This window comes from Streptomyces sp. Edi2, from assembly GCF_040253635.1.
Classification (GTDB): Bacteria; Actinomycetota; Actinomycetes; order Streptomycetales; family Streptomycetaceae; genus Streptomyces.
The window spans coordinates 1,155,600-1,182,467 of the sequence record NZ_JBEJGX010000003.1 but is presented as its reverse complement, the minus strand read 5'-3'; the positions used below and the strand labels follow the sequence as shown (position 1 = coordinate 1,182,467).

The following is a 26,868-nucleotide window of genomic DNA, read 5'->3' as shown; positions in this document are numbered from 1 at the left end:
CCGGGCGGGCGTCGGCTTGGCGGTCATTAGAGCGCCGCCGGAAGGAGCAGGGAAGGGCCACGGCGAAGAAATCTGACTACCTGTCAGAAAGGTCTTGAAGTCGGTGTGCCGCTCCTGCAACCTGTTCTCCGTCGTGAGACGGGAGGACGGAACATGGGTGGTACGGAACATCTGTCCGTGGAGCGCATCGGCGCGACACTGGTGCTCACCCTCAACCGGCCGGAGGCGAAGAACGCACTCTCGCTGCCGATGCTGGTGGGCCTGTACGACGGCTGGATCTCCGCCGACGAGGACGACACGATCCGCTCCGTCGTCCTCACCGGCGCCGGCGGAACCTTCTGCGCCGGCATGGACCTCAAGGCCCTCGCGGGCGACGGCATGGCCGGCGAGCAGTACCGCGACCGGCTGCGCGCCGACCCCGACCTGCACTGGAAGGCGATGCTGCGGCACCACCGCCCCCGCAAACCCGTGATCGCCGCCGTCGAGGGGTACTGCGTCGCGGGCGGGACGGAGATCCTGCAGGGCACCGACATCCGCGTGGCCGGCGAGGGCGCCACCTTCGGGCTGTTCGAGGTGCGGCGCGGGCTGTTCCCCATCGGCGGCTCCACCGTCCGCCTCGCCCGCCAGATCCCCCGCACCCACGCCCTGGAGATGCTGCTCACCGGGCGGCCCTACCCCGCACGCGAGGCCGAGCGCATCGGCCTGATCGGCCATGTCGTCCCCGAGGGCACCGCGCTGGACAAGGCCCTGGAGATCGCGGAACTGGTCAACGGCTGCGGACCGCTCGCCGTCGAAGCCGTCAAGGCCTCCGTCTACGAAACCGCCGGGATGACCGAGACCGACGGGCTGGCGGCCGAACTCGCCCGCGGCTGGCCGGTCTTCGACACCGCCGACGCCAAGGAAGGCTCCCGGGCCTTCGCCGAGAAGCGCCCGCCCGTCTACCGGCGCGCCTGACCCAAGGAGCCCCGCATGCCAGAGGTCCTCACGGCGCCCCTCGTCGTGGAATTCCCGTTCACCCGCTCGCTCGGACCCGTGCAGAGCGCCTTCCTCACCGGGCTGCGTGAGCGCACCGTCCTCGGCGTCACGGCGAGCGACGGCCGGGTGGTCGTCCCACCCGTCGAGTACGATCCGGTCACCGCCGAGGAGATCCGCGACCTGGTCGAGGTCGGCACCAGCGGCACCGTCACCACCTGGGCCTGGAACCCGTCCCCCCGCCGCGGCCAGCCGCTCACCACCCCCTTCGCCTGGGTCCTGGTCCGGCTCGACGGCGCCGACACCGCCCTGCTGCACGCCCTGGACGCGCCGGGCCCCGACGCCGTACGCACCGGCATGCGGGTCCGGGTCCGCTGGGCCCCGGAGCGCACCGGCGCGATCACCGACATCGCCTGCTTCGAGCCGGTCGACGGCGCCGCCGAGGAGAGCCGGCCGGCGCCGGACGACAGCGCCGGAGGAGTGGGCCGGCCGGCGCCGCACAGCGGGGAGTTCACGGACCCCGTCACCGGGATCACCACCCCCGCCCGGCTCGACTACACCTATGCGCCCGGCCGCGCCCAGTCCCGCTACCTCGGGGCGCTCGCGGACCACCGGATCGTGGGCGAGCGCTGCCCCTCCTGCCGCAAGGTCTACGTGCCGCCCCGCGGCGCCTGCCCCACCTGCGGCGTCGCCACCGACACCCAGGTGGAGGTCGGGCCCCGCGGCACCGTGACCACCTTCTGCATCGTCAACATCAAGGCCAAGAACCTCGACATCGAGGTCCCCTACGTCTACGCCCATATCGCCCTGGACGGCGCCGACCTGGCCCTGCACGCCCGGATCGGCGGCATCCCGTACGACCGGGTCCGCATGGGCCTGCGCGTCGAACCCGTCTGGGCCGGGGACAGCCGCTTTCCCGACCACTACCGCCCCACCGGCGAACCCGATGCCGACTACGACAGCTACAAGGAGCTGATCTGATGCGCGACGTCGCCATCGTCGCCTTCGGGCAGAGCGATCACGTCCGCGACAGTGCGGAGACCTCCGAGGTCGAGATGCTGATGCCGGTGCTCCACGACGTGCTGGAGCAGACCGGCCTGGCGGCCCGGGACATCGACTTCACCTGCTCCGGCTCCTCCGACTACCTCGCCGGCCGGGCCTTCTCCTTCACCATGGCCCTGGACGGCGTCGGTGCCTGGCCGCCGATCTCCGAATCCCATGTCGAAATGGACGGTGCCTGGGCGCTGTACGAGGCCTGGGTGAAGCTCCTCACCGGCGAGGCGGAGACCGCACTCGTCTACGCCTACGGCAAGTCCTCGCCGGGCAGCGTCCGCGACGTCCTCACCCGCCAGCTCGACCCCTACTACGTCGCCCCGCTGTGGCCCGACTCCGTCGCGCTCGCCGCCCTCCAGGCGCAGGCCCTGATCGACGCGGGGCTGACCGACGAGCGGGAACTGGCCGGCATCGCGGACCGCAGCCGCGCGGCCGCCGCGACCCACCCGCACGCCCAGCTGCGCGGCGAGGTGCCCATGGGCGAACCGCTGGTCGCCCCGCTGCGGACCGGCGACTGCCCGCCGATCGGCGACGGCGCCGCGGCCGTCGTCCTCGCCGCCGGCGACACCGCCCGCCGGCTGGCCGGCCGCCCCGCCTGGATCCGCGGCCTCGACCACCGCATCGAGGCCCACAGCATGGGCGTCCGCGACCTCACCGACTCACCGTCCACCCGGCTCGCCGCCGAACGCGCCGGCGCCTTCGAGCGGCCTGTGGACACCGCCGAGCTGCACGCCCCGTTCACCTCCCAGGAAGTCGTGCTGCGCCGCGCCCTGAAACTCGACGCGCCGGACAGCACGGTGTGCATCAACCCGTCCGGCGGCGCGCTCGCCGCCAACCCCGTCATGGCCGCGGGCCTGATCCGCCTCGGCGAGGCGGCTGCCCGCATCCAGCGGGGCGCCTCCGACCGCGCCCTCGCCCATGCCACCTCGGGCCCGTGCCTGCAGCACAACCTGGTCGCCGTCCTGGAAGGTGAGCGATGAGCAAGGAGCCCGTGGCCGTCGTCGGTATCGGCCAGACCACACACGTCGCCGCGCGCCGCGACGTCTCGCTCGCCGGACTCGTCCGCGAGGCGGCCCGACGCGCCCTGGATGACGCCGAGTTGACCTGGGCGGACATCGACGCCGTGGTGATCGGCAAGGCCCCCGACTTCTTCGAGGGGGTGATGATGCCCGAGCTGTACCTCGCCGACGCCCTGGGCGCCGTGGGCAAACCGATGCTGCGGGTGCACACCGCCGGCTCGGTCGGCGGCTCCACCGCCCTGGTCGCCGCGAACCTCGTCGCCGCCCGGGTCCACCGCACCGTCCTCACCGTCGCCTTCGAGAAACAGTCCGAGTCCAACGCCATGTGGGGCCTGTCCCTGCCCATCCCCTTCCAGCAGCCCCTGCTGGCCGGCGCCGGCGGCTTCTTCGCCCCGCACGTCCGCGCCTATATGCGGCGCACCGGCGCCCCGGACACCGTCGGCTCCCTCGTCGCCTACAAGGACCGCCGCAACGCCCTCAAGAACCCCTACGCCCACCTCCACGAACACGACATCACCCTGGAGAAGGTCCGGTCCTCGCCGATGCTCTGGGACCCGATCCGCTACTCCGAGACCTGCCCGTCCTCCGACGGCGCCTGCGCGATGATCCTCACCGACCGCACCGGGGCCGCCCGCGCACCGCACCCTGCGGCCTGGATGCACGGCGGGGCCATGCGCAGCGAACCCACCCTCTTCGCCTGCAAGGACTTCGTCTCCCCGCAGGCTGGCAAGGACTGCGCCGCCGATGTCTACCGGCAGGCCGGTATCACCGACCCGCGCCGGCAGATCGACGCGGTCGAGATGTACGTCCCCTTCAGCTGGTACGAGCCGATGTGGCTGGAGAACCTGGGCTTCGCCGAGGAGGGGGAGGGCTGGAAGCTCACCGAGTCGGGCGTCACCGAGCTGGACGGCGACCTCCCCGTCAACCCGTCCGGCGGGGTGCTGTCCACCAACCCCATCGGCGCCTCCGGCATGATCCGCTTCGCGGAGGCCGCCCTCCAGGTGCGCGGACAGGCCGGTGCCCACCAAGTCGACGGTGCCCGGCTGGCGTTGGGGCATGCGTACGGGGGCGGCTCCCAGTTCTTCTCGATGTGGCTGGTGGGCGCCGACGCGCCGGCCACCTGACACCCGCCGGGGGCGGGCGCGCGGCAGGGCGCGCCCCTCCCCGGACCCACCACACCACCACCACTCCACCGCCTCGCCACGTCCCCTGTCCCTCCCCGGACCCAGTGGTTAGGCTGACCGCGGACGACGATCCGGGAGGAGCGGGACACGTGACCGACAGCATCACCGAGCAGCGGCTCGTGGGCGGGCCGAGGCCCGATCTCGACCTGACGCAGGCCGAGTGGCAGTCGAGCACCCAGGGCGTGGGCGGCGTCCAGATCGCCTTCGTCGAGGGCTATATCGCCATGCGAAACCGCCGCAGCCCGGAGATCCCGGCACTGATCTTCACCCCCGCCGAGTGGCGGGCCTTCGTCCTCGACGCCCGCGAGGGCGCATTCGATCTCACCTAGGGCGATTCTCGCGCCGGTCGCTCCGCGTTCACCGTCTCTCGCCGTGACGACGGCGGACGGCGATTGGCAGGACAGCATCGCCTCCCCACCCTGGGCGACCTCGAGATCCGCGGTGAGCTGAGCACCACTCTCCCTCAGCGCCGCCAGATCCGCAGGCTGCGCATCCCACCAGGCCTCCGAGCCCCGAAGTGGCGCAGGTTTGTGGCGGTGAATTGGCCCTGGTCGCCTGCCGGGCGGCCTGGCTAGCGTCGTTGCGTCAGTGACGGGACGGCCGCCGGGCCGCCGGAGCAGGGAGCCTTGTGCCGATGCGGATTCTGCCGCCGCCCGGAGCGCCACGCGTTCTGGCCGCCGCCCAGCTGTGCAACTCCCTGGGCGATGGCGCGTATTACGTGTGCTCTGCCCTCTACTTCACCCGTGTCATCGGCCTGTCCGCCACGCAGATCGGGCTCGGTCTCACGCTTGCCTGGGCCGTCGGTTCGGTGACGGGGGTGCCGCTGGGCGCGTTCGCCGACCGGCGAGGGCCGCGCGGCACGGCGGTGCTGCTCGCCGTGGCCACCGGTGCCGCGGTCACGTCCTTCCTGTTCATCCGCTCCTTCGTGCCGTTCCTTCTCGCCGCGTGCCTGTACGCCACCGCCCAGTGTGGTCTGGCGGCGGCCCGGCAGGCGCTGCTCGCCGGGCTGGTGACCCCCGGAACCCGTACGCCTGTCCTCGCCCATCTCCAGGCCACGCTCAACGCAGGACTGGCCGTCGGCGCCGCTCTCGGCGGGCTGGCGCTGCAGTACGACACCCGCGAGGCCTATCTCGCGGTCTTCGCGCTGGACGGGGTGAGCTTCCTGCTCTGCGCGCTGGTGCTGCTCCGGCTGCCCGGGGTTCCTCCCGTACCGGCCGCCACCAGCGGTGGGCCCCGCCTGGCGGTGCTCCGCGACCGCCCCTACGCGCTCGTCACGCTGCTCAACGCGGTACTGCTGCTGCGGATGCCGCTGCTCAGCCTGGCCATCCCGCTGTGGATCGTCTCGCGTACGGACGCGCCGAGCTGGATGGTCTCGGCGCTGTTCGTCCTCAACACCCTGGGAGTGATGGCATTCCAGGTCAGGATGGCCCGCGGTGTCACCGGGCTGCGCACGGCCTCGCGCGCGGTCCGCCACTCGTGCCTGGTCATGCTCGCCTCGTGCGGGGCCTTCGCCCTGTCCGCCGCCGGTTCGGCCCGGGCCGCGGTCGCGGCGCTCGTCGTGGGCGCGGTGTTCCAGGTCATCGCCGAGATGCAGCAGTCGGCCGGCTCGTGGCAGATCGGCTTCGACCTGGCTCCCGCACATCAAGTCGGCCAGTACCAGGGCTTCTTCGGCACCGGCGTCCCGGTGGCCCGCACCCTCGGTCCGCTGCTGCTCACCGCTCTGCTGGTGACCTGGGGTGTGCGGGGGTGGCTGGTGCTGGGCGGGGTCTTCCTCGTGGCCGGGTTCGCGATGGGGCCGGCGGTGCGGTGGGCGGAGCGCGAGCGTGCGGGCGCGGCGGACGCCCCGCGGCCGGATGCCGCCCATGCCGTGGCGGTGGCCGGCCTGTCCGGCGGCGCCGCACAACCCGAAGGCGCCGGGGTGAGCGCTACACCTCCGTGAGCGTCAGGTGAGCACCACACACCCCCGCCGTCGCAGCGCGAGGACTGTTTCCGCCGCATCGTCCACGCCGTTCCAGCGCAGATCCAGCTTCTCCAGCGACGGCAGCCGCGCGAGCCACGGCGGCAGCACCTCGATCCGGTTCCCGCGCAGGTCCAGTCGGCGCAGCAGCGGCAGCGCGCGCAGCGCGTCGGGGACGCCGGGCAGGGCGTTGTCCCGGAGCTCCAGCACCCGCAGCTCGTGCAGCGACGCAAAGCTCCCGGGAAGCTCCGTAAGCGCATTGCCGCCCAGCCACAGCTCCCGGAGGCGGCCGAGCCGTCCCAGCGACGCAGCGACGGACGTCAACCCGGCATGCTGTGCCCGGAGTTCAACCAGTCCGGCCATGCGGCCGAGCGCTGACGGCAGCTCGCCGAGCGGATTCTCGCCGATGTTGAGGTAGCCGAGCCGGTCCAGGTTGCCGAGCGAGTCCGGCAGGGCGGTGAGCCGGTTGTCGTGCACATAGAGGTAGCGGGTCAGCCCGGTGAGCGCGCCGATCTCGTCGGGGACCGCCGTCAGCGCGTTGTGGCCGAGGTCGAGGGTGTGCAGCGCACGCAGCCGGCCGAGCGCCGCCGGGACCTCGGTCAGGGCATTGTCGGCGAGGATCAGTACCTCCCAGTCCTCGCGCCGCCAGACCTCGGCGGGTACCGAATGCAAGCCCGCCTTCCAGAGGTTGAGGACGGGAGGTGTGGCGGAGCGGGGACCGGGCATGGGGCGTAGGCGTCCTTCCGGAGGCGGCGCCGGGGGGTCGGCTACGGCCAGTCGAGGAGTTCGGGCGGGGGAACGGTCCTGCCCGGCCGGCGGCAGTCGAGCGGCTGCTGCGGAGTGCGGCGGGCCAGCCAGGCCGCGAGGTCGGTGAGCGTGCCGCTGACGGTGACCGAGGGTGCGCCCGCGTCACCGTACCGCCGGGAGAAGGTCTCGTCCGTGGCCGTCAGGACGAGAGGAAGACCCTCCGGTACGCGGGGTGCCAGGTGGTCCAGCAGGTGGTGGCACAGCTCCCGCGGCCAGTCCCGCGGTCCGTGGCCGATCCGGGCGTCGGCGGCGTGGATCTCCAACTCCCGCCACCACGCCAGCAGTGCGGACCGCAGATCGCCGTTGCGGTGCCGCACCGGCCGCGTCCAGTCGGCCGGACCGACCGCCGACCAAGCAGCGGACGCCTCGTCCAGAGCGGCCCGGACGGCGTCCCCGAGCGCCGCCGCTCCACGCACCGCACCGGCCTCGATCGCGGCCGCGCGCGCCGGGCGCCCGCCGTCGTACGGCTCGATCAGTTCGCCGCGCAGCGCATAGCGGGCCTGCCGGGCCAGGGCCCGCGCGACGCCCTCGATGTGCGAGAGGACATGGGCGCGGGTCCAGCCGGGCAGCTCGCTCGGCCCCCGCACCGCGTCGTCGGTCAGGGCGGGCAACAGGGCACGAAGGCGCTCCTGGCCCGTCTCGACCGCCGCCCGTATCGCCTCGGCTTGCTGTGCGTGCGTCTCCGTCACGGCCACAGGAGCTCCTTGCGCCACGCGCCGCCGGCCCGTTGGTAGGCCAGCCGGGTGTGCTTGCGGTCCTTGTCGCCCTGCCAGAACTCCACCGACTCCGCACGCACCGTGTGCAGCGTCCATCCGGGCGCCACCAGGGCGGGTTCGCGGGCGAGGCGGGCCGCCGACTCCGCCACCGCCGCGTCCCGTTCGGCCAGGTCAGCCAGGGGGCGGCTCTGCCGCCCGAGCAGCGCCTCGGCCCGGGCGCCCGGGCTGCGGGCGAGGAAGTCCGCGGCCGCGCGCTCCGCGCTCTCCTGCACCACCGGTCCGCGGACGCGCACTTGCCGGGCCAGGGGCTGCCAATAGAAGGTCAGCGCGGCGTACGGGCGGTCCGCCAGCTCGCGCCCCTTGGTGCTGTCGCGGTGCGCGGCGAACCGCCAGCCGTCCGCGTCGATGTCCTTGAGGATCAGCGTGCGGGCCGACGGATTGCCGTCGGCGCCGGCGGTCGAGAGCGTCATCGCATGAGGCTCGGGGACCTGGGCCCGTATGGCGCCGAGCAGCCAGGCGGTGAAGAGTTCCACCGGGTCGCCGGGTGTCTCCAGCGGATCGAATGCGGGCAGCTCGCCCGCGAACACCGGGAGATCGCACAGTAATTGACGTACGTCAGCCATACCGCCCCCTAGGTAGTTAATGGTTGGCCGTGACGTTACCATTAGTGCCATGACCGCACCACGGCTCGCACTCGAACTCGCCGTCACCCTCCGCCATGACGGGCACGGCGGCGTCGCCGATGACCTGGCCGGTCCGGAAGGGCTCGCGGTCTGGGTGCACGAGCGGGCCGCACTGCTGGACTGCGCGGCCGACCCGGCCACCCCCGACGAGGTGCTGCACACCGCCGTGCGGGAGCTGCGGGCCGCGGTCCGGTCGCTGTTCGCCCGCGCCGTCCGGCCGGGACCGCCCAGCTCCGCCGATGCCCACCGGCTGCTCCCGGAGGAGGAGGCGCTGCGCCGGCTCAACGCCGCCGCGGCCCTGGTCCCCACGGCCCCCCGGCTCAGCTGGGAGCCCGGCGCGCCGCCCGCCGTCCGGCACCACCCGGCCGGCTCCCCGCCGCCCGCCGACCGGATCGTCGCCGCGCTGGCCCGCGCCGCCCTCGCCTTCCTGGCAGGACCCGACCGGGTGCTGCTGCGGGCCTGCCCCGCCCCGCGGTGTGTGCGCTACTTCGTCAAGGACCACGCCCGCCAGGAGTGGTGCACCCCCTCCTGCGGCAACCGTGCCCGGGTCGCCCGCCACCACGAGCGGCGCAGGGAAGGACAGGACGGGGCCCCGTAGGGTGGCGGCATGACGGGTGAACGTGATCTCCGGGCCCTGCTGAGCGGGATGCGTCCCGAGCGGAACGAGGGTCGCTTCGTCTTTGTGAGCGTGCCCGGCACGGTCCCCGACGGGCTGACGCCGGTGGTCACCGTCACCGAACCCGAGGGCCGCACCCTGGTCGTCCACCAGGAGGAGGCCGACCGCGCGGGCCTGCCGTACGACTATGTCGCCGGCTGGATCACCCTGCGGGTGCACTCCGCGCTGGACGCCGTCGGACTGACCGCCGCCGTGGCCACCGCACTCGCCCAGGCCGGCCTCAGCTGCAATGTCGTCGCCGGCTTCCACCACGATCACCTCTTCGTGCCGCATGCCGCGACCGACGAGGCGCTGCGCCGGTTGCGCGCACTGGCCGACCAGGCATAACGACCGCCGGCAAGAGGAGGCGGCGGCTCCGTACGCGAGGTGCGCCGCACGCCGACGTCCGCGCCGCGTGCCCGGCCGGGCCACGTACGATGGCGGCATGTCCTTCCTCCGCCGCCGCAGCGCAGCCACGCCCGCCGGGCCTGACTTCGACGTCCTCGCCATGGACCCCGGGGACTGGCCGGGCAATCTCGGAGCCGGGCTGCTGCCCGCGCCCGACGGGAGCTGCCAGGGCGTCTTCCTCCGCTACGACCTGTTCGGCGGCCGCGGCCCCGCGATGATCATCGGCAATCTGCCGGAGGGGTCCCCGGCCCGCGAGCTCGAGGACGACCAGGTGCCCTTCGAGGTGGCCCAGCTGCTGGCCGCGCTCGGCAACGACGAGCCGGTGACGGTCGTCGAGAGCGAGGACACCCCCGTGATGCACGAGGACAACCTGCTGATCGTCAAGCGCATCAAGTGCTCCGAGAGCCGGATCTCCTGCGCCCAGTTCGACCGCAGCGACGGCGTGCTGGTCACCATCGCCAGCTGGGACCGGCCGATCACCGACGATCTCTACGCGCTGCTCAAGCCGCTGCCGGCGGAGCTCTTCCAGCAGGGCTGAGCCCCGGCACGGCACCGGAGCGGACACCGTCGCGCCCGGTGGACGGTAGTTCCGTCCACCGGGCGCGTATGCGCTCACCCGATCGGTGTGCGAGGGGGCTCAGGAATCCGAGCGCCGCACATCGACATCGGCCGCCCGCACATAGCCGACCCGGTGCCCGAGCTGGATCTCGTAGTACACGTCCTTGCCGCGCACGATCGCATGCTCGGAGAGGTCGAAGGTCGGCGCGTAGAAGTAGTCGCCCGTCATCCGGTCCCCGACGGCGTACTTCTGGCCGGCGGCGAGTTTGTACGGCAGGGCGGAGACCGCCTGGTAGGGCACCCCGGCCGGGTAGGCCCCCTTCTCCGGGTACGCGCGGCCGTAGACCGGAATCTCCTCCCGGCCCGCCTTCGGCGTGGCGATCATCCCCTCGGCGTTCACCGCCGTCGGCGCATGGTGCGGATTGCGGAACCACGCCTTCTGCCCGAGGTACCAGATCGCCGTCCAGTCGCCGGACCGGCCCGCCGTCGCGAACCGCTGGCCGGTGGAGGCCCGGGCAGCGGTGTCGTTCACGCCCGTGGTCGCGTCACTGCCGTCCGGGTGCAGACCGACGTCCTTGACCAGCGGTGCGTCGGCGTCCGGCGCGGTGTGCAGCCGGACCGCCGCGGAACCGTGCGGCTCGCAGGTGTCGCCGGCCTTCTCGCAGCCCGTGTAGACCGGCTTGTTCCGGTCGTAGTCGGGACGGATGGTGACCAGCCCGCCGTGCGAGCCGGAGGCGGCCCTGAACGGCTTGCCCAGCAGGGAGAAGTAGTGCGCCCAGTCCCAGTACGGGCCGGGGTCGGTGTGCATCCCGGCGATGGTGGCCGTGGTCGTGCCGGGCACATTGTCGTGGCCCAGGATGTGCTGCCGGTCGAGCGGCACGTCGTATTTGCGGCTCAGATACTTCACCAGCCGGGCCGACGTGCGGTACATCGCCTCCGTGTACCAGGCGTCCGGCGCGGCGAGGAAGCCCTCGTGCTCGATGCCCACCGAGTGCGAGTTGATGTACCAGTTGCCCGCATGCCAGGCGACATCCTTGGTCGGCACATGCTGGGCGATCAGACCGTCCGAGGAACGGATGGTGTAGTTCCAGGACACATAGGCCGGGTCCTTGATCAGCTTGAGCGTGGTCTCCCAGGACCCCTCGGTGTCGTGGATGACGATGGTGCTGATCCGCAGGTCCTCGGGCCGGTCCGCCTTGTCGTGGTTGCCGTAGTCACCGTCCCCGAACTCCTCGTACGGCGCCGGGACGGACTCGCAGGCGACGCTGTGCGGGCACTCCAGCTTGCGGCCGGCCCGCGTCGGCGATGCCTTGGAGGACGGGGTGCCGAGACGTTTCTGCTGCGCGGCGTCGGGGATCAGCCCCGGCGTGGCGGCCAGCGTGACCCGCTGTCCCGCGTCGGTCGTCCGCGTCTGGCCGTGGCGCATGACCTCGTAGACCTCGTCCGCGAAGGCCCGGCCGCCGCGCGTACTGTCCTGGCCGCCGTAGCGCGCCACCGCCTCGTACCACTGCGCCGGATCGCCGCCCGTCCGGTGCCCCAGCTTGCGCTGCTCCGCGGCGAGCAGCGCCGCCCCGCCGAGCACATTCGCCGCGGGGTCGGTACGCAGCCGCTCGGCCGACAGCCCGGCCAGCGTGGCCGCCGTCGTCAACGTCCGCAACCGGGCGGGGAGTTCGGCGGGCAGCGCGGCCCGCTTCGCCGTACTGTCCGGCACCCGCTTACGGGGCCGTGCGCCGTCGCCGCGGGCGTCCTCGGTGCCCCCGCTGAACTCCGGCGTACGCGTCAGCGCGGTGCGGGCATCGGTGAGATGCATCGGACCGTAGCCCCCGGAGACGCTGGGCGCGCCGCCATGGGTGTCCCAGCGCGACTCCAGGTACGAGACGCCGAGCAGCACACTGCGCGGCACCTGGAAGCGGGCGGCGGCGTCGGTGAAGGCCCGCTGCAGAGCATCGGTCCGGGGCTGGCCGGCATGCGCGGACGGTGCTCCCGCGAGCGGCAGCAGCAGCACCGCCGCCGCAACGGCGGTGGCGGACCTGCGCAGCGCGGGGCGGTGGAATCTCTTCTCGTCTTCCGGGGCGGATCCTCGCAAAGCAACCTCCTCGAGCCGGCCCGAGCCGGGGCGGTGTGACGGTGGGTGCGCAAACGGCCGCACGGGCGGGACCCGAGACTAGAGCCCCCGTCGGCTTAGAGCTATACGTTTGCCGAGGGTCCGTCAATCACCGCGCCCTCTTGGGATTCCGCATGTCAGGGCATCTCGACCGGAGCCTTCCCGGCCGGGTGTCCGGCCTGCGGGGCGTCAGTGGAATGGACCAATGACCGGACTCGACCGGGGGTGGGCGGGGGCCGCGGAGAGGGGTGGCCGGGGAGGGGAAGCCCGGGGGAGGGGCCGGTCGGCGCACATGGGTGAGCGGCGCACCCCGTACCCGGGTGCGCCGCTCAGAGTCCCCCCTTGCGGTGCCGGTGACGTCCGGCACCTGTCGGCGGTCAGCGGGTGCCGACCGCCGCCCGTACCGCACGACGCGCCATCTGGCAGTCGTCGTGCAGCCGGCGGAGGAGCAGCCGCTGCTCCTCGCCCGCCGCGGGCACGCCGGGCAGTCCCGGACCCGGTGTCCCCGTCGGCGTGGGTTCGCGCATGGTCCGTTGGACCGCGGTTTCGTAACGTCGGATCTCGCGGGTGAGCACCAGCATCAGATTCACCAGGAAGGCGTCCCGCGACGCCGGGCCCGCGTTCTGGGCGAGCTGACTGATGTGCCGGCGGGCGACCGGCGCGTCGCCGAGCACCGACCACAGGGTCGCCAGGTCGTAGCCCGGCAGATACCAGCCCGCACTGTCCCAGTCCAGCAGGACCGGGCCCGCGGGGGAGAGCAGCACATTGTTGAGCAGTGCGTCGCCGTGGCAGAACTGGCCCTGGGTGTGCGACAGACCGTGCAGCAGCTTCTGCAGATCACCCAGGTCACGGTCGGTGAGCAGCCCCAGGTCGTGGTAACGGCCGATCCGGCCCGCGTAGTCCAGCGGGGCATCGAACAGCCCGGCCGGCGGACGCCAGAGGTTGATCCGGCAGATCGCCCCCAGCGCGGCCCGTACGTCGGCCCGGGGCGGCGCCTCGGACGGGTGGCGGGTCAGCGCCGCGACGCGGCCGGGCATCCGCTCCACGATCAGCGTGCAGTTGTCGGGATCGGCCGCTACCAGACGCGGCACCCGTACCGGCGGACGATGCCGGACGAATGCGCGGTATGCACTTATTTCCTGCCGGAACCTGTCCGCCCACGCGGGGGAGTGGTCCAGTAAACACTTGGCGACCGCGGTCATACGGCCCGTCGTGCCGACGAGGAGGACGGACCTGCCGCTGCGGCGCAGCACCTGTACCGGGTTGAACTCCGGGCAGATGCGGTGCACCGAGGCGACGGCGGCGCGCAACTGGGCGCCCTGCGGGCCGGACAGGTCGATTCTCCCGCTGAGCGGTTGGGAGCCCGTCCCCTGCATCCGCCGGGTACGGCCGCCGGGGAGACCGGTGACCGCTCCCGCGGAAGGTGCGGGGTCGAGATACGGCCCGCTTCCGGTGGGATGCGGGCGGTACGGCCGGGTGGGGGCGGTCACGGCGGACGATGCTGCATACATGGGTGAAACAGATCCCTTCGTGCGCCGGCGAGTTGCGTGCGCTCCCGGCCCGGTGGTGGGAACCCGTGAACGGGCCCCGTGCAGGAGGCCGATCCAGGGTCCCCGTGAAGGGCGCGCACCCTGGGGAATGCGGTCCCGCCACCAGGCCGGGGGCGGCATATCTACAGAACACGTGACTACGGGTGGCAGACCATCTGGCGCACCCTGGCGAACCCTGGCGAATGCCCACAGCCCATGTCAGCGGCCGTTACTGTCAACTCAGTCGAGGAACCTGGGGGCTTGACGTGGACAGGCAGCCGAACACCCGTCTCGCGGACCTTTTCGGCCTGGCCGGCTGGTCCAAAGGAGAGCTGGCGAGAATGGTCAACCGGCAGGCGGCGGCCATGGGGCATCCGCAGCTGGCGACCGACACCTCGCGAGTGCGGCGCTGGATCGACATGGGGGAGACCCCGCGCGATCCGGTGCCCAAGGTCCTGGCTTCCCTGTTCACCGAGCGCCTCGGCCGTGTCGTAACCATCGAGGACCTCGGGTTCGCAAGAACCGGTCGCTCGGGGAAACGGCAGGCCCTGGACGGTCTGCCGTGGGCTCCCGAACGGACCGCCGCGGTCCTCACGGAATTCACGGGAATGGACCTCATGCTCAACCGACGCGGCTTGGTGGGTGCGGGCGCCGCACTCGCCGCGGGCTCCGCACTCACCGGCGCCATGTACGACTGGCTGCACACCGACCCGGCCCCGGCCGGCGCCCCCCGCCCCCACGCCATGTTCGCCTCCGACTCCTTGGACGAACTCGACCAGATCGGCCTCGACCGCTATGAGGCGGCCCCGGTGGGATCGCAGGAGATCGACGCGCTGGAGCGCTCGGTCGAGGTGTTCCGCGCCTGGGACGCGGCCCGCGGGGGCGGGCTGCAGCGCAAGGCCGTGGTGGGCCAGCTCAACGAGGTGGGCGGCATGCTCGCCTATCGCCACCCCGATCATCTGCAGCGCAGGCTGTGGGGGGTGGCCGCCAATCTGGCGGTGCTGGCGGGCTGGATGTCCCATGACGTGGGCCTGGAGCCCACCGCCCAGAAGTACTTCATCATCGCCGCCCATGCGGCGCGTGAGGGCGGCGATCGCCCGCGGGCCGGCGAGGCGCTGTCCCGTGCCGCCCGTCAGATGGTGCATCTGGGCCGTCCCGACGATGCGCTGGATCTGATGAAGCTGGCCAAGTCCGGCTCCGGTGCCCAAACCCTGCCGCGCACCCGTGCCATGCTCCACACCATCGAGGCCTGGGCGCAGGCGTCCAAGGGCCACGGCCAGGCGATGCGCCGCACCCTGGGCGAGGCGGAGGACCTTTTCGTCTCGGACAAGGGCGATGTGCCGCCACCGAGCTGGATGCAGATGTTCGACGAGGCGGATCTGCACGGCATGCAGGCGCTGGCCTTCCGTACCCTCGCCGATCACGATCCGTCGGCCGCCAGGATCGCCCAGCATCACGCCCAGCGGGCGCTGCGGCTGCGCGAGAACGGCCGCCAGCGGTCGCAGATCTTCGACTACATCTCGATGGCCTCGGCCTGCTTCATCGGAAACGACCCCGAACAGGCCGACCGCTACGCCCGGTTGGCGCTGGTGTCCATCGGCGAGAACTCCTCGCACCGCACCTGGGACCGGCTCCGCGAAATGTTCCGGCTCACGGGGCAGTATGCGAACTACGCCAAGATCCAGGACCTGCGTGAGGAGATCCAGCATGTCCTGCCGAAGGCGAAGCCCAAGACCAAGGGGTCGGACCTCGGCCCCGGCATCGGATCGGGAGTCGGGAAGACCTTCTCGGCCTGAGGCGGGCGGGTGCACGGAGCGTGACGGTGCGTCATCCGTAAGGGTGACATCCTTCGCGGCTCCGCTGCCTCACCCGTGGGCCGGCGGATCGTTCGCCGACGTGTGCGCCGACGCGTTCGGGGCGACCGGCTCCGGATCCGCCGGTCCGCCGCCCGCACCTGCCGCGATGTGCTTCAGTCGCCGACCCTGGCGACCAGCACACAGGCGTCGTCCTCGCGATCGGTGCTGCCGAACTCCTCGACGACGATGCGGACGCCCTCCTGCGCACTGCGGGCCGCGGCGAACCGCGGCGCCAGGGCGAGGAGCCGTTCTGCGCCCTCGTGGAGGGCTTCCGTGCCATGCGTACGGCGGGGGACGAGACCATCGGTGTGCAGGACGAGCAGGTCACCGGGCTCCAGTTGCTCGGTGCGCTGGGTGTAGGCCGCACCCGAGGTCGCCCCGAGCAGGACACCCTCGGGCGGGTCCAGCGCGCGCCCCGTGCCGCCGCGGAACAGCAGAGGTGCGGGGTGTCCGGCCTGGGCCCACTCCAGGGTCCGGGTAGCGGCGTCGAAGCGGCCGCACACCGTGCTGCTCAGCGCCGGCTGAGCGGCGGTGTCCAGCAGTTGGTTGAGGAAGCACATCAGGGGTCCCGGCCGGTGGCCGGCGACGGCCAGACCGCGCAGCGCGCCGAGCACCATCGCCATCCCGGACGTGGCCGTGACGCCATGCCCGGTGAGATCGCCGACGCTCAACAGTGTGGTGCCGTCCGGGAGTTGCAGCGCGTCGTACCAGCCCCCACCGATCAGGTCACGGGTGCCGGACGGCAGATAGCGCCCGGCGAGGTCGAGGGTGACGGGACCGCCTTGCGGGAACCGCAGGGAGCCGCGCCACGGGGGGAGCACGGCCTCCTGCAGCTCGACTGCAAGCCGGTGCTCGGTCTGCGCGATATGCCGCTCACGGTGCAGCGAGTCACGGGTCTCGCGTACCGCCTGCTGGCTGCGGCGCAGCTCGCTGACATCCCGCAGCACGGCCCACATGCAGGCGGTACTGCCGTCGGCGTCGAGCACCGGCTCGCCCACCATGTGCACCGTGCGCAGGCCCCCGTCCGGGCGCACGATGCGGAATTCGCCGTCGATCGGGCGGCCGTCCACCAGACAGTCGGTGACCATCGTGGCCAGCCCCTCCTGGTCGTCGGCGTGGACCAGCGACGGCAGCTCGTCGAGGGTGAGCGGTCCGTCGGACGGTGCCTTGCCGAACATCGCGAACAGCTCGTCGGACCAGCTGACCTCGTCGGTGAGGAGGTTCCACTCGGCGCTGCCCACCCGGCGCAGCAGCGCGCCGCGTTCATGGGGCGCGGGCTCCGGAGGGGCCTCCGGCAGCTCGGCCTCCGGCGCTGCCTCCTCGCTGTCCTCACTCTCCGCAGGCAGACCTTCTCTGAGCTGGTCGAGATGGCCCCCGAGGTCGTCGAGATGATGCACGGCGAGATCGCACAGCGCCCGCTGCCAGCGCAGCTGCGGGTCGGCCGGGAGGCCGGTGTCCTCCCCGGACTCCCTGCGCACCGCATCGAGGTCACCGCGCAGGCGGCGGGCCTGCGTGATGAGTGACTCGACCGTGTCGCGCTCGGGGGGCCGGTCTGCTGGGTGATCCGCGAAGAGAGGGGACGGCATGACGTACTCCGTGATCAGGCGGCGCCGGGCTGAAGGGCCGGTAACGACTGTTGCACAGGCGGCGACCGTCCGTAAGGGATTTGGCACTACCCGATACGGTGGTGCATCTGGCATATGCCCCCGGCTTTCCGGTGCAATCCCGGGGCGAATCGGCGGAATGACCGCTTCCAAGCTAGGCTTCGGCCGCCGTACTGCAGGCGCTTCCGCCGATCCATGGTGGGAACGAGGCTTACGGCCCGCGGTCACCGGCAAGAATGCCGGTCAGCGGAAATCCCGTTGCCAGCCTGTCCCCCGCACCGGATGCTGACCTCATGTTCGATCCAGACATAGCGCCCAGTGGCACCCTGCTCGGTCTCTTGCAGCGAGGCCGCGGCGACGGGACCCTGCATGCCCTCGCGGCGCCGCGGGCCGAGGCGCTCGCGGCACTCAACGACAGCGTGCTGCGCGATCCCCGTCGCGACTGGCAGGTCGAGAACCGCTCGCTCTACTACGCACGCCTTTATATGCAGCTCGACGGCGCGCTCGAAGAGATCGAACGCCACCTCTTCCACCCCGACGACCTCGTCGACACCGGAGAGGAGCGCACCGGCCTCGCCCTCGCGGTCCTCGGCCACCTCGCCGCCTACGGCAAGGACGCCGCCCGTCTGCTGCTGCGCAGCTATGCCGCGGCCGGCAGCAACTGGCGCTGGGCCCTGGACGAGCTTGCGCTGCGTGACGACGACGCCGGGCTGATGACCCTCGCCCCCGCCGTCCTCGCCCGCTTCCCGGAGACCGAGGAGGGCGATGCCGAGCTGGCCACCGCCGTCCGCGACGCCTTCGAGCCCCGGCCCTGGCGGCTGTGGGCCGAGGACCCCCACTACGGCCCGCGGCTGGCCGCCGCCGGGGAACAGGGCTCCTTCGACCGCTGGCAGCGGCAGATGCAGCCCCGTGGGCCGCGCCCCGGCTGGAGCGTGACCGAGGTACTTCAGTGGGCCGAGGAGAGCCCCGAGCCGGCGAGCGGGGACCACCGGCACCTCGCCGCCGCCCGCTGCCTGGCCGTCGTCGCCGGCCCCGAGGACCGCCCCGAGCTGCTGCGCGCCGCGCGCAGCGCACCGGACGCGGCCCGCGCCGCCGTACTGCACCACCTCGCCGAACGCGGCGATCCCGACGTCCTCGACCTGATCGAGGACGCGGTCGCCGACCCCTTCTCCTCCGAGCGCCTGGCCTCCGCGGCGCTCGCCGCCTTCGCGCGGATGCGCAGCGTGGCCGCCGTCGCACGGGCCAGGGTCTGGGCGCTGCGCGCGGACCCGCTGGGCGCGACCGCCGCCGCCATGCTCGCCCGTCGCGGCGGGCGCCGCGACGCCGAACCGGTGCTGGCCGCCCTGCGCCGGACCGTCCGCGAGGAGGGCCCGGACGCCGACGGCCTGTGGGAACTCGTCGACGGCACCGGACGCCTCGGCGTCGGCTGCGCCGCCCCCGTCCTGCGGCACATCTACCGCGAGACGTCCTCCTCACACCTCCGCGGCCGGGCCGCCGCCGCGCTCGCCGCCACCGACCCCGGTTTCGCGGCCGGCTTCGCCGTCGAGTGCCTGTGGGACTGCGAGGAGACCACCAGAGAACTGGCCGCCCGGCACGCCGCCACGGGCGACGACAGGGTCGTCGAACAACTGCGCCGCCTTGCGGCCGATCCGGCCGAGGAGGCGGAGGTCCAGACGGCGGTGCGTAGCCGGATCGGGCCTGAGTCTTAACGTTTCGCTGCGCTTTGCCCTTGCCCCGTTTTCGGCTGTCCCGCCGTGGGGGTTTGCCGCCGTGGCGCCTGGCGGCGGGCCGGGTCCGCTGCGCGGGGCCGGTTCGCTGCGCTTTGCCTCGGCACGTTTTCGGCTGTCCCGCCGTGATTGCTTCTCGCCGTTGCGCCTGGCGGCGGGCGGGGTCCGCTGCGCGGGGCTGTGGGTGCGGTGACGGGCCTGCGGGGCCGGTGTGTGGGACTGCTTCGCTTTACGTCCCACACACCGGCCCCTCCGGCCCGTCCCCTCCCGTGGGGGAGATGGTGAAGGTGGGTGGGGGCGGGCGTCGATCACAGACATTTCCCCGTGCCGCAGCCCATCCCCGTGCCAGGGCCATTTCCCTGTGCCATGGCTATTCCCCTGTGCCTACGCGCATTCCTTACGTCCACGACGCGCGCCGGACCAGCCACAGCCACCCCCACCGGCCTTTTCCCACCCACCCAACGGGAGGGGACGGGCCGGAGCGGGTGGGGTGCCGGACGTAAAGCGAAGCAGTCCGGCACCCCACCCGCGGAGGTCCGTCACCGGCACCCGACAGCCCCGCGCAGCGGACCCCGCCCGCCGCAGGCGCAATGGAGGGAAAGCCGAAACCCGGTGCGGCGGCAAAGCGCAGCGGACCGGCCCGCCGCCAGGCGAAACGGCGGGCGCACCGCGCAGCGGGCGGAAAACAGGCGAGAACCCCCACGGCGGGGCAGCCAAAAACGTGGGAAGAAAAACCAGACGCAGCGGACGGTCACAGGACGTTCTCCGCCAGGAAAGATCCCTTTGGTTCCCTCCACGCACGGTACGCCGAGAACAGCGGTATGCGTGTCGCCCTGGTCACCGAATCCTTCCCGCCCGATGTCAACGGCGTCTCCCACTGCGCCCTGGAAACCGCCCGGCACCTCGTCCGGCGCGGCCACGATCCGCTGGTCATCGCGCCGCTCGGTGGCCCTTCGCCGGCCGCCGGTACGCACGAGAGTCCCTGCCCCGTCGTCCGGGTGCCCTCGATGCCGCTGCCCGGCTATCCGCAGGTGCGGATCGCGCTTCCCGGACGCCGGCTGTCCGCGGCGCTCGACGGGCACCGCCCTGATCTCGTCCATCTCGCCAGCCCGTTCGTGCTGGGCGCCCGGGGGATGGCGGCCGCCGCCCGCCGCCAGGTGCCCGCGATCGCCGTCTACCAGACCGATCTGGGCCGCTACGCCCGCACTTACCTCGGCGGCGGCGCGGCCACGGCCTGGCGCCGTATCCGGGCGGTGCACGGCGCCGCCGACCGCACTCTGGCGCCCTCCAGCGCGGCGCTGCTGGATCTGACCGAGCACGGTGTGCCCCGGGTCCATCTCTGGCCGCGCGGCGTCGACTCCGAACGGTTCCACCCCGGGCGGCGCGACGCGGTGCTGCGCAGTTCGCTCACCGCGGGGCGGGAGCTGCTGGTGGGATACGTGGGACGGCTCGCGCCGGAGAAGGACGTGGGGCTGCTGGCCGAGACCTCGCGGCTGCCGGGCGTACGCACCGTCGTCATCGGCGAGGGGCCCAGTGCCGCCGGGCTGCGGACCGCGCTGCCCGGGGTGCGCTTCCTCGGCCGCCGTACGGGTGATGAACTCGCCCGGCTCTACGCCTCGTTGGACATCTTCGTGCATACCGGGCCGTACGAGACCTTCTGTCAGACCGTGCAGGAGGCGATGGCCTCCGGCGTGCCGGTGGTGGCGCCCCGGGCGGGCGGCCCGCTCGACCTGGTGGACCATGACCGTACGGGGCTGTTGGTGACGCCGGGGGACGGCGGTGCCTTCCGGGACGCGGTGCGTCTGCTCGCGGGGAGCGCCGAGCTGCGCGTCCGGTACGGTGCCGCGGCCCGCAGAGCGGTTGAGTGCCGCACCTGGGAGGCCGTCGGCGACCAGCTCCTGGGCCACTACGAGGCCGTGCTGAGCGACCGGACGGCGGTGGCGGCATGACCGCGCGACACGCCCGTGGGACGGGCCTGCGGATCGTCCGGATCGCCAACTTCGTCACGCCGGCCTCCGGCGGGCTGCGCACCGCGCTGCGGGAACTCGGCGCGGGCTACCGGGCCGCCGGGCACGAGCCGGTGCTCATCGTGCCCGGACCGCCGGGGGCACACGGCCCGGCCGGCTGGTGCGACGAAGACACCGCGCAGGGACGGGTGATCACCCTGCCGGGGCCGGAGCTGCCGGGCAGCGGTGGCTACCGCGTGCTGACCGACCGCCGCAGGGTCCAGCGGCTGCTGCACTCGCTGGCCCCCGACCGGCTGGAGGTCTCCGACCGGACGACGCTGCGCTGGACGGGGGAGTGGGCGCGCCGGGCACGGATTCCCGCGGTGATGGTCTCGCACGAGAGCGTGGACGGGGTGCTGGGCACCTGGGGCGTACCGCAGCCGCTGGCCCGCGCCGCCGCGGACCGGCTCAACCGCCGTACGGCGCACGCCTACAGCCGGGTCGTGTGCACCACCGCATGGGCGGCGGCGGAGTTCACCCGGGCCGGGGTGCGCAATGTGGTGCGCGCGCCGCTCGGTGTCGATCTCGACGCCTGGCACCCCGGCTGCCGCAGCGCGGAGCTGCGCCGGCGCTGGGCGGGTCGGGCAGAGGTCCTGCTGCTGCTCTGCTCCCGGCTGTCGCAGGAGAAGCGGCCGGGGCGGGCGCTGGACACGCTGGCTGAGCTGCGGCGGCGCGGGGTCGACGCGACGCTGGTGGTGGCCGGTGACGGGCCGCTGCGGGCGCGCCTGGAGGCCCGGGCGCGGTCCGAACGACTGCCCGCGGCGTTCCTCGGGCACCTCGCCGACCGGTCCCGGCTCGCCGCGCTGCAGGCCGGCGCCGATGTCGCACTGGCGCCCGGACCGGCCGAGACCTTCGGGCTGGCCGCCCTGGAAGCGCTGGCCTGCGGTACCCCGGTGGTTGCCAGCGCGGCATCGGCGCTGGCGGGCCTGGTCGGCAGCGGCGGCGACACGGCGCTCGACGACGGGCCCTCGTTCGCCGAGGCGGTCCAGCGCGTCCTGGCCCGGCCCGGGCCCGCCCGGCGCGCCGCCGCCCGCCGCCGGGCCGAAGGCTACGGCTGGCAGCCCGCCGTCGAGGCCTTCCTGGCCGCGCACGACGCGGCCGCCCCGCTCGGCCGGCCGGTCACCGCCGCGTCCTTCCCGTCCCCGGCCGGCCCGCTGGGCGGGTGGTGACGGTGCGGTCCGAGGGAGTGGTGATGCCGGAGGGCGGAGCAGCGGTGCCGGGAGGGGGAGCGGTGCTACCAGGCGGGGGAGCGGTGCTACCGGGCGGGGGAGCGGTGATCCCGGAGCAGGCGCCGGGCGGTGGCCGTTCCCCGGCCCCGGGCGGCAGCCGTTCCCCGACCCCGGCCCCGGCCCCGGTCCGCTTCGTCGCGCTCGGTGACTCGCTGACCGAAGGGCTCGGCGACCCCGTACTGGGCGGCGGCTGGCGCGGTTGGGCGGCCCTGCTCGCCGGGGCGCTGGGCGAGCGGCCGGGCGGTGTGGAACTGGTGAACCTGGCGCGCAGCGGGGCGCTGGCGGCGGAGCTGGCCGAGCGGCAGTTGCCCATGGCGCGCACGCTCGGGCCGCGCTTCGCCTCGCTGGTCGTCGGCGCCAACGACACTCTGCGCGCGGCCTTCGCCATCGAGCGGGTCGCGCTCGCGCTGGACCGGGCGCACGGCGCACTGAGCGCCGACGGGGCCGTGGTGCTGACGGCCTGCCTGCCCGACCCGGGCCGGATGCTGGGCCTGCCCGCGCCGCTGGCGCGTCCGCTGGCCCGCCGGATGCGCGCCGTGAACACCGTCGTCCATGCGGTGTCGGCGCGCTACCAGGGCGTTCATCTGCACCTGGCCGAACACCCCTGGGTCGCCGAACGGGCCTGCTGGAGCGTGGACCGGCTGCATCCCAGCGAGCGCGGCCACCGGCTGCTGGCCCGCGGTTTCCATGCGGCGCTGGCCGCCGCCGGCCTGCCCGTCGGACCGCCGCCCGCGCTCACTCTCGACGGCCCGCCGCCGACCCGCACCGGATCGGCCCGGTGGATGGCCACCCGCGGCACCCGCTGGGTCGCCGACCGGTGTACGGACCTGCTGCCCGGCCTGCTGGGTCTGGCGCTCCAGGAGTGCCGGCACGGGGCGGCGGGGGCCGGGCGGATGCTGGACACCGCGGCCGACCAGGCCACGCGTACCGCGCTCGCCGCACTGGACGGGGCGGCCGGTGCGGACGGGGCGAGTCACGGGTCGCACGCGGCGAAGGGGCCGGACGGGCCGGGCGAGTCGGATGCGCTGGACGGGTCGGAGGGGCCGGACAGGGTGGACGGGGCAGACGAGGCGGACGAGGCCGACCGCCCGGGCAGGCACGGCGGATCGGACGATGCCCGGCTGGGGAAAACCGCCGCGACGGTGAACGGCGCTGCGACAATGACAGGATGACCGGACGCTGGGAGTTCTGGATCGACCGCGGTGGCACGTTCACGGACGTCGTCGGCAGGCGCCCGGACGGACGGCTGGTCACCGGCAAGCTGCTCTCGCACCACCCGGAGCGATACAGGGACGCCGCGGTGGCCGGTATCCGGATGATGCTGGGGCTCGGCCCGGACGAACCGGTGCCCGCCGAGCGGGTCTCCGTCGTCAAGATGGGCACCACCGTCGCCACCAACGCCCTCTTGGAGCGCAAGGGCGAACCGACCGTGCTGCTGACCACCGAAGGGTTCCGGGACGCGCTGCGGATCGCCTACCAGAACCGGCCGCGGATCTTCGACCGGCACATCGTGCTGCCCGAGGCGCTGTACGACCGGGTGATCGAGGTGCCGGAGCGGATCGGCGCCCGCGGTGAGCTGGTCCGGCCGCTGGACGTCGACGAGGTCCGCCGGGCGCTCGTCCGGGCCCGCGCGGACGGCCTGCGCAGCGCCGCCGTCGTCCTGCTGCACGGCTACCGCCACGCCGACCACGAGCGGGCCGTCGCCGAACTGGCCAGGCAGGCAGGGTTCTCCCAGGTCAGCTGCTCGCACGAGGTCAGCCCGCTGATGAAGCTGGTGCCGCGCGGCGACACCACCGTCGTCGACGCCTACCTCTCCCCGATCCTGGGCCGGTACGTCGACGAGATCGCCGCCCAACTCCCCGGTATCCGGCTGATGTTCATGCAGTCCAACGGCGGACTGCGCAAGGCCGCACACTTCCGGGGCAAGGACGCGGTGCTGTCCGGTCCCGCGGGCGGCGTCGTCGGCATGGTGCGGACCGCCGCCGACGCGGGCGGCGAACACGACCGGGTGATCGGGTTCGACATGGGCGGCACGTCCACCGATGTGTCGCACTACGCCGGTGAATTCGAGCGGGTCTTCGGCAACGAGGTCGCGGGCGTACGGATGCGCGCGCCCATGATGAACATCCACACCGTCGCCGCAGGCGGCGGCTCCGTCCTGCACTTCGACGGGCGCCGCTACCGGGTCGGCCCCGACTCGGCGGGTGCGGACCCGGGGCCTGCCTGCTACCGGCGTGGCGGCCCGCTCACCGTCACCGACGCCCAGGTGATGCTCGGCCGCATCCAGCCGGCCCACTTCCCCGCGGTGTTCGGTCCGGACGGCGACCGGCCGCTGGACGCCGACGTGGTCCGCATCCGCTTCGGCGAGCTGGCCGCGCGGGCCGCCGCCGAGACCGGGGACGACCGCGGCCCCGAGGAGGTCGCGGCCGGCTTCCTCGACATCGCCGTGCTCAACATGGCCAACGCCGTCAAGAAGATCTCCGTCCAGCGCGGCCGCGACATCACCCGCTACGTCCTCACCAGCTTCGGTGGCGCCGGCGGCCAGCACGCCTGCGCTGTCGCCGACGCGCTGGGCATCGACACGGTGCTCGTCCCGCCGCTGGCCGGGGTGCTCTCCGCGTACGGCATCGGGGTCGCCGACGCCACCGCGATGCGCGAGCAGGCCGTCGAGGCGGAGTTCACCGATCCCGCGGCCGTCGCGCGGGTGCACGAGGTGTGCGAGGCCCTTGCCGGGCAGACCCGGCGCGAACTCCTCGACGACGGCGTGCCGGACGCCTCGGTCACCACCCGCGCCCGGGTGCTGATCCGTTACGCCGGGACCGACTCCACCCTCGCCGTCCCGCTCGCCGATGCCGGCACCATGACCGCGGAATTCGTCCGGGCACACCGTGAGCGCTACGCCTTCACCATGGACAAACCGCTGGTGGCCGAGGCGGTGTCGGTCGAAGCGCTGGGCGCGGCCGGCGGCGCGGGCGGGTACGAGGCCCGAGCGGGCAGCAGAGAAGGAGAGCTGACACCGGTCGCCACAGTACGGATGTACACGGACGGCCGCTGGCAGGACACCGGACTCTACCGCCGCACGGACCTGCTCCCCGGTGACACCCTCACCGGCCCGGCCGTCATCGCCGAGGAGGACGCGACCACGGTCCTCGACCCGGACTGGCAGGCGGCCACGGGCGAGCGGGGGCACCTCCTGCTGACCCGGGCCCGGCCGCGCACCGAACGCGTCGCCGTGGGCACCGAAGCCGACCCGGTGATGCTGGAGGTCTTCAACAGCCTCTTCATGGCCATCGCCGAGCAGATGGGCGTCCGGCTGGAGAACACCGCACACTCCGTCAACATCAAGGAGCGCCTGGACTTCTCCTGCGCCCTCTTCGACGCCGACGGCAATCTGATCGCCAACGCCCCGCACATCCCCGTGCACCTGGGCTCGATGGGGGAGTCCATCAAAGAGGTGCTCCGGCGCCGCGGCGGCGAGATGCGGCCGGGTGACGTGTATGCGATCAACGACCCGTACCACGGGGGCACCCACCTCCCCGACGTCACCGTCGTCACCCCCGTCTTCGACGCCGACGGGGACGAGCTGCTGTTCCTGGTGGCCTCCCGCGGTCACCACGCCGAGATCGGGGGGATCACCCCGGGCTCGATGCCCGCCTTCAGCAGCACCATCCAGGAGGAGGGCATCCTCTTCGACAACTGGCTGCTGGTGCGCGACGGCGAACTGCGCGAGGACGCCACCCGCGACCTGCTCGCCGCCGGCCCCTACCCCTCCCGCGCACCCGACGCCAACCTCGCCGATCTGCGCGCCCAGATCGCCGCCAACGAGAAGGGCATCCAGGAACTGCGGCGGATGACCGACCAGTTCGGGCTGGACGTGGTCCGGGCCTACATGGGGCACGTCCAGGACAACGCCGAGGAATCGGTGCGGCGCATCATCGAGCGGCTGTCGGACGGCAGCTGCCGCTACGAGACCGACAGCGGGGCCGAGATCCGGGTCGCGCTGACCGTCGACCGTGCCGCCCGCAGCGCCGTGGTGGACTTCGCCGGCACCTCGCCCCAGCAGCCCGGGAACGCCAATGCGCCCAGCTCGGTGGTGATGGCCGCCGTGCTGTACGTCTTCCGCACCCTGGTCGCCGACGACATCCCGCTCAACAGCGGCTGCCTCAAGCCCGTGGAGGTCCGCATCCCGGAGGGCTCGATGCTCGCCCCCGTCTTCCCGGCGGCCACCGTCGCGGGCAATGTGGAGACCTCCCAGGCGGTCACCGGCGCGCTCTATGCCGCGCTCGGTATCCAGGCCGAGGGCTCGGGCACGATGAACAACCTCACCTTCGGCAACGACCGGGTGCAGTACTACGAGACCGTCGCCAGCGGTTCGGGCGCGGGCGACGGCTTCGACGGCGCGGACGCCGTGCAGACCCATATGACCAACTCCCGGCTGACCGACCCCGAAGTGCTGGAGTGGCGCTACCCCGTCCGCGTCGACGGCTTTGCCATCCGCTCCGGCAGCGGCGGCAGGGGACGCTGGCACGGCGGCTGCGGCGTCGAGCGCCGGCTGCGCTTCCTGGAGCCGATGACCGTCGCCCTGCTCACCAACCACCGCAGGGTCGCACCGTACGGCATGGCGGGCGGCGCCCCGGGCGCACTGGGCGCCAACTCCGTGGAACGGGCGGACGGTTCACAAACGGAGCTGGCGGGCTGCGACGCCGTGGACGTCGGCACGGACGATGTACTGGTGCTGCGCACACCGGGCGGCGGGGGGTACGGGGCGGCGGACGAGGGCTGACGGGCCGGCAGCCCGGGT

Annotated in this window: 21 protein-coding genes; 15 read left to right on the top strand and 6 right to left on the bottom strand. The window is 73.2% G+C overall.

The window, feature by feature from the left end; genetic code table 11:
• The first annotated feature begins 153 nt into the window (after positions 1-153).
• The 6 genes from ABR737_RS08585 (at position 154) to ABR737_RS08560 (ending at position 6,167) form a co-directional block, all read left to right on the top strand.
• Positions 154-954, top strand: a complete 801-nt coding sequence (locus tag ABR737_RS08585; protein WP_350249583.1) for a crotonase/enoyl-CoA hydratase family protein — start codon at positions 154-156, stop codon at positions 952-954.
• A 15-nt stretch (positions 955-969) separates the two neighbouring features.
• Positions 970-1,953, top strand: a complete 984-nt coding sequence (locus ABR737_RS08580) for a Zn-ribbon domain-containing OB-fold protein (protein WP_350249582.1) — start codon at positions 970-972, stop codon at positions 1,951-1,953.
• Positions 1,953-3,005 (top strand): thiolase family protein, encoded by a 1,053-nt coding sequence (locus ABR737_RS08575; RefSeq protein ID WP_350249581.1) that lies wholly within the window; start codon positions 1,953-1,955, stop codon positions 3,003-3,005. The genes ABR737_RS08580 and ABR737_RS08575 overlap by 1 nt, the downstream gene beginning before the upstream one ends.
• Positions 3,002-4,168: a thiolase family protein gene (locus ABR737_RS08570; RefSeq protein ID WP_350249580.1), complete on the top strand. Its 1,167-nt coding sequence runs from the start codon at positions 3,002-3,004 to the stop codon at positions 4,166-4,168. Before ABR737_RS08575 ends, ABR737_RS08570 begins: the two co-directional genes overlap by 4 nt.
• A gap of 149 nt (positions 4,169-4,317) precedes the next feature.
• Positions 4,318-4,557 carry a DUF397 domain-containing protein gene (locus ABR737_RS08565; RefSeq protein WP_350249579.1) on the top strand — a complete coding sequence of 80 codons (240 nt, stop codon included), beginning with the start codon at positions 4,318-4,320 and terminating at the stop codon, positions 4,555-4,557.
• A 305-nt stretch (positions 4,558-4,862) separates the two neighbouring features.
• Entirely contained in the window at positions 4,863-6,167 is a 1,305-nt protein-coding gene (locus ABR737_RS08560; protein WP_502964297.1) for an MFS transporter, read from the top strand.
• Positions 6,168-6,170: 3 nt separating this feature from the next.
• On the opposite strand, the gene ABR737_RS08555 is transcribed toward ABR737_RS08560, so the two are convergent.
• From ABR737_RS08555 to ABR737_RS08545, 3 genes are read right to left on the bottom strand one after another with little or no spacing between them, the layout of a single operon-like run.
• Entirely contained in the window at positions 6,171-6,911 is a 741-nt protein-coding gene (locus tag ABR737_RS08555) for a leucine-rich repeat domain-containing protein (protein WP_350249577.1), read from the bottom strand.
• 41 nt (positions 6,912-6,952) lie between these two features.
• Positions 6,953-7,681: a maleylpyruvate isomerase family mycothiol-dependent enzyme gene (locus ABR737_RS08550; RefSeq protein ID WP_350249576.1), complete on the bottom strand. Its 729-nt coding sequence runs from the start codon at positions 7,679-7,681 to the stop codon at positions 6,953-6,955.
• Positions 7,678-8,331, bottom strand: coding sequence for a pyridoxine/pyridoxamine 5'-phosphate oxidase (locus ABR737_RS08545; protein ID WP_350249575.1), 654 nt, complete (start codon positions 8,329-8,331; stop codon positions 7,678-7,680). The genes ABR737_RS08550 and ABR737_RS08545 overlap by 4 nt, the downstream gene beginning before the upstream one ends.
• A gap of 49 nt (positions 8,332-8,380) precedes the next feature.
• Between ABR737_RS08545 and ABR737_RS08540 the strand changes: the two genes are divergently transcribed.
• From ABR737_RS08540 to ABR737_RS08530, 3 genes are all read left to right on the top strand, one after another.
• Positions 8,381-8,989 carry a CGNR zinc finger domain-containing protein gene (locus ABR737_RS08540; protein ID WP_350249574.1) on the top strand — a complete coding sequence of 203 codons (609 nt, stop codon included), beginning with the start codon at positions 8,381-8,383 and terminating at the stop codon, positions 8,987-8,989.
• A 9-nt stretch (positions 8,990-8,998) separates the two neighbouring features.
• Positions 8,999-9,394: an ACT domain-containing protein gene (locus tag ABR737_RS08535; RefSeq protein WP_350249573.1), complete on the top strand. Its 396-nt coding sequence runs from the start codon at positions 8,999-9,001 to the stop codon at positions 9,392-9,394.
• Positions 9,395-9,491: 97 nt separating this feature from the next.
• Complete coding sequence (locus ABR737_RS08530; protein ID WP_018090673.1) at positions 9,492-9,992, top strand: hypothetical protein; 501 nt, start codon at positions 9,492-9,494, stop codon at positions 9,990-9,992.
• A 99-nt stretch (positions 9,993-10,091) separates the two neighbouring features.
• Here ABR737_RS08530 and ABR737_RS08525 read toward each other — a convergent pair whose 3' ends face one another.
• Together ABR737_RS08525 and ABR737_RS08520 are read right to left on the bottom strand one after the other, a co-directional pair.
• Positions 10,092-12,098, bottom strand: coding sequence for an N-acetylmuramoyl-L-alanine amidase (locus ABR737_RS08525; protein ID WP_350249572.1), 2,007 nt, complete (start codon positions 12,096-12,098; stop codon positions 10,092-10,094).
• A gap of 395 nt (positions 12,099-12,493) precedes the next feature.
• Positions 12,494-13,627: an aminoglycoside phosphotransferase family protein gene (locus tag ABR737_RS08520; protein WP_350249571.1), complete on the bottom strand. Its 1,134-nt coding sequence runs from the start codon at positions 13,625-13,627 to the stop codon at positions 12,494-12,496.
• Positions 13,628-13,911: 284 nt separating this feature from the next.
• Here ABR737_RS08520 and ABR737_RS08515 point away from each other — a divergent pair, with 284 nt between their 5' ends.
• Positions 13,912-15,441 carry a DNA-binding protein NsdB gene (locus ABR737_RS08515; RefSeq protein ID WP_350249570.1) on the top strand — a complete coding sequence of 510 codons (1,530 nt, stop codon included), beginning with the start codon at positions 13,912-13,914 and terminating at the stop codon, positions 15,439-15,441.
• Positions 15,442-15,614: 173 nt separating this feature from the next.
• Here ABR737_RS08515 and ABR737_RS08510 read toward each other — a convergent pair whose 3' ends face one another.
• On the bottom strand, positions 15,615-17,087 hold the full coding sequence (locus tag ABR737_RS08510) for a PP2C family protein-serine/threonine phosphatase (protein ID WP_350249569.1): 1,473 nt from the start codon (positions 17,085-17,087) through the stop codon (positions 15,615-15,617).
• Positions 17,088-17,398: 311 nt separating this feature from the next.
• Between ABR737_RS08510 and ABR737_RS08505 the strand changes: the two genes are divergently transcribed.
• The 5 genes from ABR737_RS08505 to ABR737_RS08485 all read left to right on the top strand — a co-directional run bounded on the left by ABR737_RS08505 (position 17,399) and on the right by ABR737_RS08485 (position 26,850).
• Positions 17,399-18,814 (top strand): HEAT repeat domain-containing protein, encoded by a 1,416-nt coding sequence (locus ABR737_RS08505; protein WP_350249568.1) that lies wholly within the window; start codon positions 17,399-17,401, stop codon positions 18,812-18,814.
• An 839-nt stretch (positions 18,815-19,653) separates the two neighbouring features.
• A complete protein-coding gene (locus tag ABR737_RS08500) occupies positions 19,654-20,781 on the top strand; it encodes a glycosyltransferase family 4 protein (RefSeq protein WP_350249567.1) in 1,128 nt (375 codons plus the stop codon).
• Positions 20,778-22,007: a glycosyltransferase gene (locus ABR737_RS08495; RefSeq protein WP_350249566.1), complete on the top strand. Its 1,230-nt coding sequence runs from the start codon at positions 20,778-20,780 to the stop codon at positions 22,005-22,007. Before ABR737_RS08500 ends, ABR737_RS08495 begins: the two co-directional genes overlap by 4 nt.
• A 104-nt stretch (positions 22,008-22,111) precedes the next feature.
• Complete coding sequence (locus ABR737_RS08490) at positions 22,112-23,239, top strand: SGNH/GDSL hydrolase family protein (RefSeq protein ID WP_350249565.1); 1,128 nt, start codon at positions 22,112-22,114, stop codon at positions 23,237-23,239.
• Entirely contained in the window at positions 23,236-26,850 is a 3,615-nt protein-coding gene (locus tag ABR737_RS08485) for a hydantoinase B/oxoprolinase family protein (RefSeq protein ID WP_350249564.1), read from the top strand. Before ABR737_RS08490 ends, ABR737_RS08485 begins: the two co-directional genes overlap by 4 nt.
• Positions 26,851-26,868 lie beyond the last annotated feature (18 nt).

Bases quoted from the DNA above. Each gene is read 5' to 3' on its own strand.
- ABR737_RS08585 (WP_350249583.1), top strand. From the start codon at position 154: ATGGGTGGTACGGAACATCTGTCCGTGGAGCGCATCGGCGCGACACTG.
- ABR737_RS08580 (WP_350249582.1), top strand. From the start codon at position 970: ATGCCAGAGGTCCTCACGGCGCCCCTCGTCGTGGAATTCCCGTTCACC.
- ABR737_RS08575 (WP_350249581.1), top strand. From the start codon at position 1,953: ATGCGCGACGTCGCCATCGTCGCCTTCGGGCAGAGCGATCACGTCCGC.
- ABR737_RS08570 (WP_350249580.1), top strand. From the start codon at position 3,002: ATGAGCAAGGAGCCCGTGGCCGTCGTCGGTATCGGCCAGACCACACAC.
- ABR737_RS08560 (WP_502964297.1), top strand. From the start codon at position 4,863: ATGCGGATTCTGCCGCCGCCCGGAGCGCCACGCGTTCTGGCCGCCGCC.
- ABR737_RS08555 (WP_350249577.1), bottom strand. From the start codon at position 6,911: ATGCCCGGTCCCCGCTCCGCCACACCTCCCGTCCTCAACCTCTGGAAG.
- ABR737_RS08545 (WP_350249575.1), bottom strand. From the start codon at position 8,331: ATGGCTGACGTACGTCAATTACTGTGCGATCTCCCGGTGTTCGCGGGC.
- ABR737_RS08540 (WP_350249574.1), top strand. From the start codon at position 8,381: ATGACCGCACCACGGCTCGCACTCGAACTCGCCGTCACCCTCCGCCAT.
- ABR737_RS08535 (WP_350249573.1), top strand. From the start codon at position 8,999: ATGACGGGTGAACGTGATCTCCGGGCCCTGCTGAGCGGGATGCGTCCC.
- ABR737_RS08530 (WP_018090673.1), top strand. From the start codon at position 9,492: ATGTCCTTCCTCCGCCGCCGCAGCGCAGCCACGCCCGCCGGGCCTGAC.
- ABR737_RS08520 (WP_350249571.1), bottom strand. From the start codon at position 13,627: ATGTATGCAGCATCGTCCGCCGTGACCGCCCCCACCCGGCCGTACCGC.
- ABR737_RS08510 (WP_350249569.1), bottom strand. From the start codon at position 17,087: ATGCCGTCCCCTCTCTTCGCGGATCACCCAGCAGACCGGCCCCCCGAG.
- ABR737_RS08505 (WP_350249568.1), top strand. From the start codon at position 17,399: ATGTTCGATCCAGACATAGCGCCCAGTGGCACCCTGCTCGGTCTCTTG.
- ABR737_RS08500 (WP_350249567.1), top strand. From the start codon at position 19,654: ATGCGTGTCGCCCTGGTCACCGAATCCTTCCCGCCCGATGTCAACGGC.
- ABR737_RS08495 (WP_350249566.1), top strand. From the start codon at position 20,778: ATGACCGCGCGACACGCCCGTGGGACGGGCCTGCGGATCGTCCGGATC.
- ABR737_RS08485 (WP_350249564.1), top strand. From the start codon at position 23,236: ATGACCGGACGCTGGGAGTTCTGGATCGACCGCGGTGGCACGTTCACG.